Genomic DNA, 14,201 nt, shown 5'->3' with positions numbered 1-14,201 from the left:
ATTGTTGCCATGGGCCAGCGCAACTACACTCGCTACGCCGCGCCTCTTGTGCGCAATCATTTGAGAAGTAGGGAAAGCCTCATGCTGCGCAAACTCTCACTGGCCCTTGCCGTGTCTTGTGCGTCCAATGGAATGGCCTGGGCTGCCGAAGCGCCCTTGACCACCAAAACCGATCTGGTGAGCGTGTATCAGGAAGCGGTGGACAACAACGCCGACCTGGCCGCCGCCCGTGCCCAGTATGGTGCCCAGAAGGAAGTGGTGCCGCAGGCCCGCGCGGGGTTGTTGCCCAACCTTTCGGCCGGTGCCGACCTGAACAACACCCGGACCGAGCTCGACCAGCCAGCCATGACCGCCACCCGTAGCGGCACGGTCTACCAGGCCACGCTGTCCCAGCCGATTTTCCGTGCCGATCGCTGGTTTCAGTTCCAGGCGGCAAAATCGGTCAACGAACAAGCGTCGCTGCAACTCTCAGCCACTGAACAGAACATGATCCTGCAGAGCGCCGAGAGCTATTTCACCGTGCTGCGCAGCCAAGACAACCTGGCCTCGACCAAGGCCGAGGAGGCGGCGTTCAAGCGTCAGCTCGACCAGTCCAACGAGCGCTTCGACGTGGGCCTGTCGGACAAGACCGACGTGCTGCAATCCCAGGCCAGCTACGACACCGCGCGAGCCAACCGGATCCTGGCCCAGCGTCAGGTCGACGACGCCTTCGAAGCCCTGATCACCCTGACCAACCGCCAGTACAACTCGCTCCAGGGCATCGTCCACACGCTGCCGATCCTGCCGCCAGCACCGAACGACGCCAAGGCCTGGGTCGATACGGCCGCCAAGCAGAACCTCAATCTGCTGGCCAGCAACTACGCCGTCACGGCTGCCGAGGACACCCTGCGTCAGCGCAAGTCCGGTCATGCCCCGACCCTCGATGCGATCGCCCAATACAAAAAAGGCGACAACGATGGCCTCGGCTTTACCAACCCCAGCCCCACCGGTCAGCGTTATGGTGGCGATGCCGAGCAACGCACCATCGGCCTGCAATTGAGCATCCCGATCTACAGCGGCGGGCTGACCAGCTCTCAGGTTCGCGAATCCTATTCGCAACTGACTCAGACCGAACAGCAGCGCGAGGCCCTGCGCCGGCAGGTGGTGGAGAACACCCGCAACCTGCACCGGGCGGTGAATACCGATGTGGAACAGGTCCAGGCCCGCCGCCAGTCCATCATCTCCAACCAGAGCGCAGTGGAAGCCACGGAGATCGGTTATCAGGTAGGCACGCGCAACATCGTCGATGTACTCGATGCCCAGCGTCAGCTGTACACCTCGGTGCGCAACTACAACAACGCCCGCTACGACTACATCCTCGACAATCTGCGGCTCAAGCAGGCAGCGGGCACTTTGAGCCCTTCGGATTTGCAGGACCTGTCGCGCTATCTAAAACCCGACTACAACCCGGACAGGGACTTTTTACCGCCGGATCTGGCGCAGGCTGCGGCGGAGCAACTGCGCTCGCGGCCGGCTCAGTAACCTCACTGAGGCAAGGCTTGTCCAGCTCCCCTGTGGGAGCAAAGCCGGTGTGGGAGCAAGGCTTGCCCAGCTCCCCTGCGGGAGCAAAGCCGGTGTGGGAGCAAGGCTTGCCCGCGATGAATACAGCGCGGTCTCTCTGGAACCGAGGCGCTTGCATCGCGAGCAAGCTTTGCTCCCACAGGAGGTTCTGTAAAAGCCTTCCCTCACCTCCCTAGAGACTCAGTCAATCAACCGCCCTAACCCGTCCAGCAACCGCTGCAACGCGCCCTGATTGGTGCGCATCACCGCAAGCCCCGCCTCAGTCATGCGCTGGGCATCGCGGGGCAGTTCGAACAGGCGTTGTACCGCCAGGGCCAAGCTTTCGGCATCTTCGACTTCCGCCAGTGCCCCGGCAGCCCGAAGTTGCGTGGCGATTTCGAGGAAGTTGAACAGATGCGGCCCGCTGAGCACCGGTTTGGCCAGTGCCGCCGGCTCCAGCAGGTTATGGCCGCCGTTGGGTACCAGACTGCCGCCGACAAAAGCGCTATCGGCCAACGCGTAGAGAAACAACAGTTCGCCCATGGTATCGCCCAGCAGCACCGACGTCCGGGCAGTGACCGGCTGTGCGCTGGAACGCCGGACCGTGGCGAAACCTTCGCTTTCACACAATTGATGCACTGAATCGAAACGCTCGGGATGGCGCGGCACCAGGATCAGCAACGCATCGGGATAGCTGGCGAGCAACCGACGGTGGGCGGCCAGCACCACCTCATCTTCACCTTCATGGGTACTGGCGGCGATCCACACCGGGCGCTCCGTCGCTTGCCACTCACGGCGCAAGGCGCTGGCGCTTTCCAGCAGTTGCGGGTCAATGGTCAGGTCGAACTTGATCGAGCCGGTGACCTCGACGGTCTGCGCCCGGGCACCCAACTGGCGCAAACGCTCGGCCTCGGCTTCGGTCTGGACAGCGAACAGGCTCATCTCAGCGAGCATCGGCCGGGTGAGTTTGGGCAAACGTGCATAACCGCGTGCAGAACGCTCCGACAGTCGTGCGTTGGCCAGGGCAACAGGAATGCCGCGCTTGGCGCATTGATGAATGTGGTTGGGCCACAACTCGGTTTCCATGATCACCGCGAGCACCGGGCGAACCCGATCGAGGAAACGGTTGGCCGCGCAGGGCAAGTCGTAGGGCAAATAGCAATGCTGGATGCGCGGTTCGTTGGCGAACAACGCCTGGATGCGCTCGGAACCGGTGGGCGTCATGCAGGTGACCGTGATCGGCAACTGTGGATAACGTTGCAGCAAGGCGCGGATCATCGGCGCGGCGGCAATGCTCTCGCCCACTGACACGGCGTGGACCCAGATGCCTCCCGGCACCATCACCGGCAAGCCCCAGGAAAACCGCTCGCCGATGCGCCGCGCATAGGCCGGCGCCTTGCGTGCCCGCAACCAGAGCCGAATCGCTACCAGTGGCAGCCCCAGATAAAACAATGCGCTATAGAGAGTTCTGTTCATGGCGGCGGAGTTTATCGGTTTTTCAGCCGAGCGCCTGCAACTGCACGGCAAAACGTTCCGCTAGCCAGCGCGCGGCCGGGCCCAAAGGCTCGTCGCGACGCCAGACCAGTTCAACCACCAGGGCCGGCGGGGTCCACTCGCTGTTGAGCTCAACCATATCCCCCAGGTACGCCGGGTACTGCACCACATGCCGTGGCAGCCACGCCCAGCCCAGGCCGCTCCTCAGCCATTCGGCCAAAACGTAGAAGCTGTCGGCGCGCCAGACCTGCGGGCTGGCCTGTTCGCTTCCAGGATAGACACTGGACTGGGTCGCCATGAGCAATTGCCGATGCCGGGCCATTTCCAGGCAGGTCACGTAATCATGGTTCGCCAGTGGATGGCCCCTGCCGCAGACCGTGACCATCTCGACGCTGCCCAGCACCCGGCGCTCCAGCGCCTCGGGGATCTGATCGTGATAAAACAACAACCCCAGGTCAGCACGGCGTTCCACCAGTTTGCGCGCCACATCACCCTGCGCGGCGCTGGCCAGTTGCACTTCGAGGGTCGGGAACCGCTCGGCCAGGGCCGCCAGGCTGTCGATGACCGGCTGATAGGGCATCGCCTCATCCTGAGCCAGGCGCAACATCGCCTCCTGACCGCGCATCAGGGCCAGGGCCCGGCCATTGAGACGCTCGCACTGGCGCAGCACTTCCCGCGCCTCTTCCAGCAAGGCCTCGCCGGCTTCGGTGAGCTTCGGCTGACGGCCACTGCTGCGCTCGAACAGCGTCACACCCAGATCGGTTTCCAACAACGCAATCGCGCTGCTAATGGCCGATTGAGCCTTGCGCTGGTCCCGCGCCACGGCGGAAAACGAACGTTTCTCGGCGACACCGACAAACAGCCGCAATTGATCCAGATTCCACTGAACACTCATGGCGCAACCTATCTCCTATACAGATAGGTAATGACTTTACCCCATCTGACAGACCTCTAAAATGTCGACATCGAAAGACGCCCCCTTCAAGAGGATTTTCGCCTATGAACGCTTACTACTACCTGGCCATCGCCATCTGCGCCGAAGTGATCGCCACCGTGTCGATGAAAGCGATCAAAGGCTTGAGCACCCCCCTGCCTCTGCTGCTGGTCATCACCGGGTACGGCATCGCATTCTGGATGCTGACCCTGGTGGTGCGCACCGTCCCGGTGGGCGTGGCGTATGCGGTCTGGGCCGGGATGGGTATCGTCATGGTCAGCGTGGCGGCGCTGTTCATCTACGGGCAAAAGCTGGACGTGCCGGCGATGCTGGGGATGGCGTTGATTGTGCTGGGGGTTGTGGTGATTCAACTCTTTTCCAAAACTGCCGGGCACTGAAACACTGATCAACAGGGCTGAAAACACCGGTTTGGACAAAGGAAATCGGTGGGAGCAAGGCTTGCCCGCGATGAAATCTGCACGGTATCTCTGGGACCGAGGCGCCTGCATCGCGAGCAAGCTTTGCTCCCACAAGTTGATCGCTAACAAATGCCCTCTGCATCGAGTCTGTATACTGCGCCCTCGTCTTGAACACTGAGGTCGCTGCATGCCATCCGTTATTTCCACCGACGTTCTGATTGTCGGCGCCGGAGTCGCCGGCCTCTGGCTGAATGCGCGCCTGCGCCGCCAGGGTTTTTCGACCGTGCTGGTGGAAAGCGCCAGCCTCGGCGGCGGGCAGAGCATCAAATCCCAGGGCATCATCCATGGTGGCGCCAAGTACGCCTTGCACGGTGCCCTCACCGGAGCCTCGGAAGCCATCGCCGACATGCCACGCCGCTGGCGCGAAGCCCTGAGCGGCGAGGGCGAACTGGATCTGTCCGGCGTGCGCCTGCTGTCCGAAGCTCACTACCTCTGGTCTCCCGGCACCCTGGTCGGCAACCTCACCAGCTTCTTCGCCAGCAAGGCCGTGCGCGGGCGGGTCGATCAGGTCAAGGGCGAGCAACTGCCGCCGGCCCTGCAAGACAAACGCTTCAAGGGCAAGGTCTATCGTCTGGCCGAACTGGTAGTGGACGTCCCCAGCCTGCTTGCACGGCTGGCGGACCTGGCCGGCGATGGCCTGCTCGCCGGGAAAGATATCGAACCATTGCGCGACGGCGACGAACTGATCGGCCTTAAGGTTGATGGCCGCGAGATCCGCGCCCAGCGCATCGTCCTCAGCGCCGGAGCCGGCACTGCCGATCTGCTCAGTGCCCTGGGCCTGGAGCAACCGGCCATGCAGCGCCGGCCGTTACACATGGTGCTGGTCAAGGGACCGAGCCTCAAGCCACTTTACGCCCACTGCCTGGGCGGCGGGCCGAAGCCGCGCATCACCGTGACCACCCACCCGGCCGCCGATGGCCAATGGGTCTGGTACCTGGGCGGCGACATCGCCGAAACCGACGGTGTGGCCCGCGAGCCCGCCGCGCAGATCGCCACCGCTCAGAAAGAGCTTGGCCAATTGCTGCCCTGGGTCGACCTCAGCACCGCACAATGGGCCACGCTGCGGGTCGACCGCGCCGAACCACGGCAATCAGGCCTGACCCGCCCGGACAACGCCTTTCTCGCCGAACAGGATCGCCTGTTGGTGGGCTGGCCGACCAAGCTGGCCCTGGCCCCGGACTTTGCCGATCGAGTGATCGCCACGCTGCAACGCGATGGCATCGCCCCCAGCCATCCGGCGCCATTGCCGGACCTGCCGAAACCGCCCATGGGCGTCCCTGCCTGGGAGCAACTGCTGCCATGAGCCAACCGACCCTGCATGACTTGCATCGCCCGCTGGGCAATAACGGCCCGCGGGTTTCCCCCCTGGGCCTGGGCACCGTCAAGCTCGGCCGCGACCAGGGGGTCAAATACCCCAACGGTTTCCAGATTCCCGATGACGACGAAGCGCGCATGCTGCTCAAACTGGCGCGTGACCTGGGCATCAACCTGATCGACACCGCGCCGGCCTATGGCCGCAGCGAAGAGCGCCTGGGCCCGTTGTTACGCGGCCAGCGTCAGGATTGGGTGATTGTCAGCAAGGTCGGAGAAGAATTCAGTGACGGCCAGTCGCACCACGATTTCAGTGCCGCCCACACCCGACTCTCGGTGGAACGCAGCCTCAAGCGCCTGGAAACGGACTACATCGACCTGGTGCTGGTGCACTCCGACGGCAACGATCTGGCGATCCTCAACGACAGCGAGGTCTACCCGACCCTGGCGGCGCTCAAGCGCGAGGGCAAGATCGGCAGCTTCGGTTTTTCCGGCAAGACCGTCGAGGGCGGTTTGAAAGCGCTGGAGCAAGGCGATTGCGCGATGGTCACCTACAATCTGAACGAACGAAACGAGAAGGCTGTCATTGACTACGCAGCCGAGCATGGCAAGGCGATTCTGGTGAAGAAAGCCTTGGCCAGCGGCCACGTCTGCCTGAACCCTGGTGTGGACCCGGTCCGGGCCAGCTTCGAACTGTTGTTTGAGCATCCCGGTGTCGCCAGTGCTATTGTCGGCACCATCAATCCGCTGCACCTCGCCCATAACGTCGCGACCGCTGCCAAGGTCCTTCGTAGAAACTGACGCCGCCCTGCGCGGCATTAAGCAGGAGCCGACATGCCGCGTACGCTCATCAGAAAAAATCCCAGCAACTTCAAGACTCTGCCCCTGTTCGTCGAAGCGACACCCGAAGGCCTGACTTACCAGAGCGTCGGGATGCCATTGAATTTTTCCCAGACCTTGCAACGGCGCCGTCCGGTGACGGTGGACGATGCCGAGCGTTTTTCCCTGGAGCTGGCAAACCTGGGCGTCTCGGTGCGCCTCACCCTGCACTGGCAGAACCGCGACTATTGGGTGCTGGTGCGCCAGCGTCGACAGGATCGTGGCGATGTGGTGCTCAAGCTGATTTCCGGTTATGTCCCGGCCCATGAGCTAAACCTGCCGCTGCTCACCGCCATCAGTGAAATTGCCGAAGAGTGCCTTCTGGAAACCCCCGAGGGCTGGCTTGGCGGACGTTTCAATGACACCTGGTTGCCCGCGCCCTACGCCACGGCCCTGCATTACCGCGAAGCCTTGCCGTTTCGCCTGACGCCGCTGTCCGGCTCGGCCCGCCCGGTGCGCAGTGCCAACCTGCAACTGATCGAGCGACCACGCGCCTACGTGCATCTGCCGACGGCCTCGCTGCAACTGATTTACGATTTGCGCCTGGATGTGCCCAAGGAAGCCAAGTCCCTGAGCCTGTTTCATGTGGATGAGCGCCTGGAGGGAGACCAACTGGTGGCGCGCCTGGACCGCAAGCGACCCGATCTGTACCTGATGCCGCTACAGGACGGCCAACCCTTGCCCGAGCTGTATACCTTGAAGAAGGATCAACTGTACCCGGCCAGCACCCGTGGGTTGTACCTGGCGGAGAGTTTCGCCAAACAGGACGGTTGGCTGGTACGAGACGAGCGGATTCGCTGGAAGGACTGGCTGCGCCAGCAGGGGCTGACGCCCCCGGGCAAGGAGTCGGGCCTAACACGCTTGAGGGGCAAGGCTCGGCAATTACTCAAGAAGATCGTGCCGCGCAAGGTGGCTCGTTAAGGTCATCGAGTTGATGATGGGCCCTGTGGGAGCGAGCCTGCTCGCGATAGCGATGTGTCAGCCAAATCGAGGCTGACGGGTCCAACGCCATCGCGAGCAAGCTCGCTCCCACAGGTTGGCGCCTTGCCTGACACATTGTCACCAGCAAAAGCTCAATGATTGCGGATCTTTTCCACAATCGCCGTCGTCGAGCTGTTTTCCACCAGACCCAACACCTTCACCGTGCCGCCGTAGGCCGCGACGATGTCCGCGCCCACGACCTGATCGATCCCGTAGTCACCGCCCTTGACCAGCACATCCGGCTTGACCTCGCGCAGCAGGTTTTCCGGCGTGCCTTCGCTGAAGCTGATCACCCAGTCCACCGCGCCAAGACCGGCCAGGACCGCCATGCGCCGATCGACGCTGTTGATCGGCCGACCCGGTCCTTTGAGACGACTCACGGATGCATCGTCATTGACCGCGACGATCAGGCGATCGCCCTGGGCCCGGGCCTGCTCGAGGTAGGTCACGTGGCCGGCATGCAGGATGTCGAAGCAGCCGTTGGTGAACACGATCGTCTCGTTGTGAGCGCGGGCGTCGTCGACGGCCAGCAGCAATTGCTCCAGGCCCAGCACGCCCCGCTCGGAACCTTCTTCGCGCTGGATCGCGCGACGTAGCTCCGGGGCGCTGATGGCGGCAGTACCGAGCTTGCCGACGACAATGCCCGCCGCCAGGTTCGCCAGGGCCACCGCATGGGGCAGTTCCTCGCCGGCGGCGATGGCTGCGGCCAGGGTGGAGATAACGGTGTCGCCGGCACCGGTCACGTCGAACACTTCACGGGCACGAGCCGGCAGGTGCAGCGCTGGATGATCAGGGCGCAGCAGAGTCATGCCATGCTCACCACGGGTCACCAGCAAGGCGCCGAGGTCGAGGTCTTGCATCAGCTGTGCGCCTTTGCTCACCAGTTCGTGCTCATCGGCGCACCCGCCGACGATGGTTTCGAATTCGCTGAGATTCGGCGTGATCACGCTCGCGCCGCGGTAGATGGAGAAATCCTTGCCCTTGGGGTCAGCCAGTACCGGAATGCCACGGGCACGAGCGGCCTGGATCAGCGCCTGATGGTTTTTCAACGCACCTTTGCCATAGTCCGACAACACCAGCACCTTGACGCCTTCGAGCAGATTATCGACCTCGACCCCGAGGGCCACGGGGTCGGTGGCGAACGGTTCTTCGAAATCGATCCGCAACAGTTGCTGGTGACGGCTCATGACCCGCAGCTTGACGATGGTCGGCTGGTGCGCAACACGCTGGAATATCGCCCGCACGCCTGCGCCATTGAGGCTGTTGGTCAGGCTGTCGGCGGCTTCGTCGTCACCGGTCACCCCCACCAGGGAAGCCGGCGCACCGAGGGCGGCGATGTTCAAGGCAACGTTGGCGGCACCACCGGGACGGTCCTCGATGTGCTCGACCTTCACCACCGGAACCGGCGCCTCAGGGGAAATCCGTGAGGTACCGCCATGCCAATAGCGGTCGAGCATGACATCGCCGACCACCAATACAGGGGCTTGATCGAATCGCGGCATGGACAACTTCATGGAGCATCCCACATACAAAATGAACAGGGGCGCGATATTAGCACAGGGTTGGCGAAGGCTCTTCCATGGCTGTAAGCGGATGCGACAGCAGTTCTGGAGTCAGCAATGTAGCAATGCCCACAACCGCTGGCAGGCCTCGCTCAGCGCCAGGTCACCCGTGTCGATATCGCAATCGGGCTCCAGAGGGGCTTCGTACGGGCTGTCGAGACCGGTGAAATTTTTCAACCGTCCGGCACGCGCTTCCCGATAAAGCCCCTTGGGATCACGTCGGGCGCAAACCTCGAAAGACGTGCTGACATAGACTTCAAGGAAAGTACCTTCGGGAAACAACTTGCGTGCCGCTTCGCGGTCGGCGCGAAATGGTGAAATAGCCGCAACGATGACAATCAGTCCGGCGTCGACCATCAACCGTGCCACTTCGGCGATACGCCGGACGTTTTCCTTGCGGGCTTCAGGCGTCATGCCCAGGTCATCGCACAAGCCTCGGCGCAAGTTGTCGCCATCAAGCAGGCAGGTATGAAGGCCATTACCGTGAAGCCGTACTTCCAGCGCATTGGCCAGTGTCGATTTTCCCGCCCCGGAAAGTCCGGTCAACCATATGCAGCGCGGTTGCTGGGATTTGATCGCCGCACGGGCCTCGGGAGAGATCGATAGCCCATGCGACTGTTGTAGCGACATCTTTGCCTTTCCATCCATAGCCGAGCCTCTCGCGAATATTGGAATCGCGGAAAACCGAAATCAGGCGAAGGTACCTTTCGTCACGTCGTCGGTGCCATCGATGAAATCCTTCTCATGCAAGCGTGCGTATAAACCGTTCAGTGCCAACAACTCTGAATGAGTGCCTCGTTCGACAATACGCCCCTTGTCCATCAACAGGATCAAGTCAGCCTTCTCGATGGTAGACAAGCGGTGGGCGATCACTAGCGTGGTGCGTCCCTTCATCATCACTTGATCCAGAGCCCCCTGGATGTGGCGTTCAGACTCGGTGTCGAGGGCCGAAGTGGCCTCATCCAAAATCAACAGGGGAGCGTTCTTGAGCAGGGCCCGAGCGATCGCCAGGCGCTGACGCTGGCCACCGGAAAGCAGGACACCATTTTCGCCCACCAAGGTGTCGTAACCCTGAGGCATTTGCTCAATGAACTCCGCCGCGTAGGCATCTTCGGCTGCCTTGCGCACGTCTTCAAAGGGAGCGCCAGCGAGGTCACCATAGGCGATGTTGTTGGAAACACTGTCGTTGAACAACGTAACCTGCTGGGTCACCAGAGCAATGTGACGGCGCAGGTTGGTCAACTTGTATTGCTCTACGTCCAAACCGTCGAGCAGGATCTGACCTTTGTCATGATGATAAAAGCGCGGTATCAGGTTGGCCAAGGTCGACTTGCCGCTGCCTGAACGCCCTACCAGAGCGATCATTTGCCCTTCTTCGGCGCTAAAGGAAATGTCGTCGAGCACGAGCTTTTCGGTGCCTGGATACTGGAAGCTCAGGTTGCGCACCTCGAGGCGACCGTTTACACGAGCGATTTCCTGAGTCCCCGTATCCACTTCCGGCTCTTCGTCGAGTTGCTCGAAAATACTGTCCGCTGCCGCCAATCCTTTCTGGATCGTGGCGCTGACTTCCGACAGTTGACGAATAGGCTTGGGCAACAAACCCGCAGCAGTGATATAGGCGACCAGCTCACCGGCGGAAGCATCGCCGCGAAGATAAAGCACCAAGTACATCAGTACGGCCATACCAATATAAATCACCAGTTGCAGCATCGGGCGTATAGATCGACTGGGTGCGGGTCATGCCCAGGCTGCGGTTCATGTTGTCGGCACTGGCCTTGTGGAACCGTTCGATTTCGTAGGTTTCACCGCCAAAACTGCGAACGACACGGTAGCCCTGGATCGTCTCCGAAGCCACATGAGTCACATCACCCATCGCCACCTGGATTTTCTTGCTCTGCTTGCGAAATTTCTTGCTCGCACTACTGACCATCAACGCGATGAAAGGAAGGATCGCCAGCAAAACGAGAGTCATTTTCCAGTTGCTATAAAGCAGGTAACCGAAGAGGAATACGACGGTCAGGCCTTCGCGAATCACCACTTTGATCGCATCGGTGGCGGCACCGGTGACCATGGTCACGTTATAGGTGATACGGGAAATCAGGTGGCCCGAGTTATGGTTGTCAAAGTAGCGGTTAGGCAGGGTCAGCAGGTTGTCGAACAGGGCACAACGCAGGTCATGAACCACGCCACGGGCGACCTTGGCCAGGTAGTAGTTACCTAGAAATGAGCCTATGCCTTGGTAGATCGCAATGAGTACAATCAACAATGGCACGCCGAGCACCAGTGAAATCCCCATAAACTGGGTGTCACTGGGCTTTTGCAAAGCGTCGAGAAAGTGCTTGAGCATGTCCGCCAACATCGGTTGACTGGATGCGAACAGCACGAAGCCGATGATACTGATGGCAAAAGCCCCCCAATAAGGGAGCACGTATTTCAGCAATCGCAGGTAAATCTTCATGCTCGATTGCTGGTCAGGATTGGCCATTCGGTGCGCCTCGGACATTTGAAAAAAGAGACAAGCTGCGGATTGTAACAGCGAATCCATTACAACATCGGCTCAGTCAGGACGACCGCCAAAAGCGCAGAGACCGTCTTCGCGTTAGCGCCGCAGGCATCAAGAAACGGAAGCGCTTTGCTTGGCGTCTGTAGCTTCCGTATTCCCACGAGCCGCCAATACGATACTTACGGCGATCGGCAGCCACGTGATCAACCAGTCCGCATTGGGTTTTAGCCAAAGGCCAATGCCATCAGTCAGTAACGATGCCCCGGAAAAAACCCAAAGAGCCAGCAACATTTGCCCCAGCGGTTGCGCGCGCGAAATCCAACCACGCCAGCCAACCGCCAACCACAGCCATCCGAATAACAGCAAACCAGGCACACCGAGACGCACGCCGATATCCAGGAAGAGGTTATGGGGATGCTTGAATGCACGTCCGATTTCAGGAACAGAGATGAGATATTCTTGGGATCCCAACCCCAACGCCCAGTGTTCAAGCATCAATTGAACGCCGCCGTGCCATAGCTCCGGACGAAAGGAAACACCGCGCTGGAGAAGGATCTGTGGCTTGAATAGAGCAACAGATGCCACGCCCAGGATTACCAGAAAGATCAACGCGGCCCACAAGCGTGACGGTCGCGCCCCCCCCATTACAAATAGACACGCCAACAAACCGATCCACACACCGCGAGTCTGGCTAAAGCCAAGGAACAGGGCATACCCCAGAGCCGGAATCAGCAACAACACCATTACGCGGGGACTGAAGCGCTTGGTCTGAAACGTGAAGGCGCCAATAATCGCCAAGGCCCCCACCGCATGCGCGGCCATGATCGTAGCGTCCCACAAGCCTATGGCAGTCACTCGGGCGTTAAATGGCATGGCGGATAGTTGATAGAAGTAAACCCATGAAGCTGCTGCAAAAAAACCTCCGACAATCGATGCGTACAGCAGCATGGACTCGAACCGCCACTTACGGCTCTGCGCAGCCAACAATACGCCCAGCAGGCTTAGCGCAGCGTAAAGCGTCACCTTGCTTTTGCCGAAGACGTCATCCCCCCCCTCCAGCGTCAATACCAATAGCGTCCAGGCCACAAATAAGATGAAGAGCAGACATTCCGGCTGCCTGAGTAATAAGCGAAAATCCCGACGAAACAGTGCCAACAGGGCGGGTAGCCACAACAGGAAAATCAACATCTGGTGATACAGCTTGTTACTCGGCAGTACCCACGCCCCACATAGCAATATCAAGAATCCGATTGATGCCCACAGCGTCAGTACATCTTTGTCGATGAGCCTTCTCACTGCTGCTAGCACTCGGTTTTCCCCAGCATTCTGTTAGCGACCCGCTGCAACTGGGCTTTGTCGGCATTCTTCCAGCCACCCTTGATGCAATAGTGCTCAGAGAGGTAGTGAAGGAAGTTGCGCCTCAACCGATCATTGAGCGGCCATTGCGGAAACGCGCGCGCCAGTCCCATTAGTTGCTCGGCATTATCGGCGTGCATCACCAACCCCTCGATATTGAAGAACGCCTGGCCCAATGTCAGCACCGGCTTACCCAAAAGCAAAGCTTCAAGGCCCACCGTTGAGTTCAGCGTGACCACAAACTGACTGGCCTCGATCAGTTGCTGGGTGGGGTTGCCATTGGCGAACAACAGGTGAGCGTGAGTACGCTCATGCAACTCGGGATAATGCTGGCGGCTGGATGGATGTTCTTTGAAGACCACTGTCAAACCGGTCTCGTTGGCCAGGCGCTCACCCAGGGTAAACATCTCCTGCATGTTGCGAACCCAAGGAGAAAACAACCGAACCTGACTGTCGCGGTCATCCTGAAACGGAATAAAGATGAATTGCTCAGGTAATACTATCGGGGGAGGGCCGCTGGCACGGGGTTTACGAGGGATCAGGACAGGCGCTGACTGGTCGTCAGGTACCGAATAAGGATAATTGAGGTAGAAATCGACCTCACGCGGAACGGTGTTCAGGAAGTTCACACCCTGGGGGTCAACAGTTGTGGTATCGGGTAACAAGCCATTCTCAAAGAAAAACGTCTTACACCCAGGCGCAGCCAACGCCATTAGCAATTGGCAATATCGATGAGCCCCATTCCAGAATACCAGCACATCGGGGCGCTCACGGTCGAGCAAAGCCTGGACACGTAACGCAACCCAGAGGAGTTCAAGACGTAACAATAGGCGATACAAGCGACCGGTGTTCTTATTCTTGACGCGCCGCTCCTCGCATTTCCTTTCGATCAGGTTCGGGCTGTCGATTCGCGAAAGAACCCTGGATATTCGTAAGGATCTCGGCCAGGGCATCTCTGGAGGAGTAACGACGGTACCTTGTAACTCGGTCTCATTAAGCAATCGATTGAAATAAAGCCCCTGATGTTTGGCCAGGGAAATGAACAGCATTTTCGTCATAGGGTGTCCAGAAAGTAGGCCGCATTCACCTGCCAAAGTGTTCCATAACCGCCGGGCGACCAGTCCGCAGACATTAACATCCTGTTATTCACCGGCCGGCGCATA

Annotated in this window: 11 protein-coding genes and 1 pseudogene; 5 read left to right on the top strand and 7 right to left on the bottom strand. The window is 60.1% G+C overall.

The features are described 5' to 3' along the window. Positions 1-81 precede the first annotated feature (81 nt). Positions 82-1,521: a TolC family outer membrane protein gene (locus PSH57_RS02650; protein ID WP_305387659.1), complete on the top strand. Its 1,440-nt coding sequence runs from the start codon at positions 82-84 to the stop codon at positions 1,519-1,521. A 219-nt stretch (positions 1,522-1,740) separates the two neighbouring features. Here PSH57_RS02650 and waaA read toward each other — a convergent pair whose 3' ends face one another. Next, complete coding sequence (gene waaA, locus PSH57_RS02645; RefSeq protein ID WP_305387657.1) at positions 1,741-3,015, bottom strand: lipid IV(A) 3-deoxy-D-manno-octulosonic acid transferase; 1,275 nt, start codon at positions 3,013-3,015, stop codon at positions 1,741-1,743. 22 nt (positions 3,016-3,037) lie between these two features. Beyond that, positions 3,038-3,928: a LysR family transcriptional regulator gene (locus tag PSH57_RS02640; RefSeq protein ID WP_305387656.1), complete on the bottom strand. Its 891-nt coding sequence runs from the start codon at positions 3,926-3,928 to the stop codon at positions 3,038-3,040. A 104-nt stretch (positions 3,929-4,032) separates the two neighbouring features. On the opposite strand from PSH57_RS02640, the gene PSH57_RS02635 reads away from it, so the two are divergent. From PSH57_RS02635 to PSH57_RS02620, 4 genes are all read left to right on the top strand, one after another. Then, positions 4,033-4,365, top strand: a complete 333-nt coding sequence (locus tag PSH57_RS02635; RefSeq protein ID WP_256229304.1) for a DMT family transporter — start codon at positions 4,033-4,035, stop codon at positions 4,363-4,365. A gap of 208 nt (positions 4,366-4,573) precedes the next feature. Beyond that, on the top strand, positions 4,574-5,749 hold the full coding sequence (locus PSH57_RS02630) for an NAD(P)/FAD-dependent oxidoreductase (RefSeq protein WP_305387655.1): 1,176 nt from the start codon (positions 4,574-4,576) through the stop codon (positions 5,747-5,749). Next, positions 5,746-6,558 (top strand): aldo/keto reductase, encoded by an 813-nt coding sequence (locus PSH57_RS02625; protein ID WP_305387653.1) that lies wholly within the window; start codon positions 5,746-5,748, stop codon positions 6,556-6,558. The genes PSH57_RS02630 and PSH57_RS02625 overlap by 4 nt, the downstream gene beginning before the upstream one ends. Positions 6,559-6,591: 33 nt before the next feature. Further along, positions 6,592-7,557: a metal ABC transporter ATPase gene (locus PSH57_RS02620; RefSeq protein WP_305387651.1), complete on the top strand. Its 966-nt coding sequence runs from the start codon at positions 6,592-6,594 to the stop codon at positions 7,555-7,557. Between the two features lie 152 nt (positions 7,558-7,709). Here PSH57_RS02620 and hldE read toward each other — a convergent pair whose 3' ends face one another. From hldE to PSH57_RS02595, 5 genes and pseudogenes are all read right to left on the bottom strand, one after another. Beyond that, on the bottom strand, positions 7,710-9,131 hold the full coding sequence (gene hldE / locus PSH57_RS02615) for a bifunctional D-glycero-beta-D-manno-heptose-7-phosphate kinase/D-glycero-beta-D-manno-heptose 1-phosphate adenylyltransferase HldE (protein WP_305387649.1): 1,422 nt from the start codon (positions 9,129-9,131) through the stop codon (positions 7,710-7,712). 99 nt (positions 9,132-9,230) lie between these two features. Further along, entirely contained in the window at positions 9,231-9,809 is a 579-nt protein-coding gene (cysC, locus tag PSH57_RS02610) for an adenylyl-sulfate kinase (RefSeq protein WP_422766068.1), read from the bottom strand. Between the two features lie 60 nt (positions 9,810-9,869). Then, positions 9,870-11,664: pseudogene (msbA, locus tag PSH57_RS02605) on the bottom strand (lipid A export permease/ATP-binding protein MsbA). Between the two features lie 129 nt (positions 11,665-11,793). Beyond that, on the bottom strand, positions 11,794-12,870 hold the full coding sequence (locus PSH57_RS02600; RefSeq protein ID WP_305444825.1) for an O-antigen ligase family protein: 1,077 nt from the start codon (positions 12,868-12,870) through the stop codon (positions 11,794-11,796). 113 nt (positions 12,871-12,983) lie between these two features. Continuing rightward, entirely contained in the window at positions 12,984-14,096 is a 1,113-nt protein-coding gene (locus tag PSH57_RS02595) for a capsular polysaccharide export protein, LipB/KpsS family (protein WP_305387642.1), read from the bottom strand. Positions 14,097-14,201 lie beyond the last annotated feature (105 nt).

The sequence above is a fragment of the Pseudomonas hefeiensis genome, assembly GCF_030687835.1.
In the GTDB taxonomy this organism is placed as follows: Bacteria; Pseudomonadota; Gammaproteobacteria; order Pseudomonadales; family Pseudomonadaceae; genus Aquipseudomonas; species Aquipseudomonas hefeiensis.
Note: the sequence above shows the minus strand (reverse complement) of the source record. Positions and strands in the feature narration are given on the sequence as shown.

Bases quoted from the DNA above. Each gene is read 5' to 3' on its own strand.
- PSH57_RS02650 (WP_305387659.1), top strand. From the start codon at position 82: ATGCTGCGCAAACTCTCACTGGCCCTTGCCGTGTCTTGTGCGTCCAAT.
- waaA (WP_305387657.1), bottom strand. From the start codon at position 3,015: ATGAACAGAACTCTCTATAGCGCATTGTTTTATCTGGGGCTGCCACTG.
- PSH57_RS02640 (WP_305387656.1), bottom strand. From the start codon at position 3,928: ATGAGTGTTCAGTGGAATCTGGATCAATTGCGGCTGTTTGTCGGTGTC.
- PSH57_RS02635 (WP_256229304.1), top strand. From the start codon at position 4,033: ATGAACGCTTACTACTACCTGGCCATCGCCATCTGCGCCGAAGTGATC.
- PSH57_RS02630 (WP_305387655.1), top strand. From the start codon at position 4,574: ATGCCATCCGTTATTTCCACCGACGTTCTGATTGTCGGCGCCGGAGTC.
- PSH57_RS02625 (WP_305387653.1), top strand. From the start codon at position 5,746: ATGAGCCAACCGACCCTGCATGACTTGCATCGCCCGCTGGGCAATAAC.
- PSH57_RS02620 (WP_305387651.1), top strand. From the start codon at position 6,592: ATGCCGCGTACGCTCATCAGAAAAAATCCCAGCAACTTCAAGACTCTG.
- hldE (WP_305387649.1), bottom strand. From the start codon at position 9,131: ATGAAGTTGTCCATGCCGCGATTCGATCAAGCCCCTGTATTGGTGGTC.
- cysC (WP_422766068.1), bottom strand. From the start codon at position 9,809: ATGTCGCTACAACAGTCGCATGGGCTATCGATCTCTCCCGAGGCCCGT.
- PSH57_RS02600 (WP_305444825.1), bottom strand. From the start codon at position 12,870: ATGTTGATTTTCCTGTTGTGGCTACCCGCCCTGTTGGCACTGTTTCGT.
- PSH57_RS02595 (WP_305387642.1), bottom strand. From the start codon at position 14,096: ATGACGAAAATGCTGTTCATTTCCCTGGCCAAACATCAGGGGCTTTAT.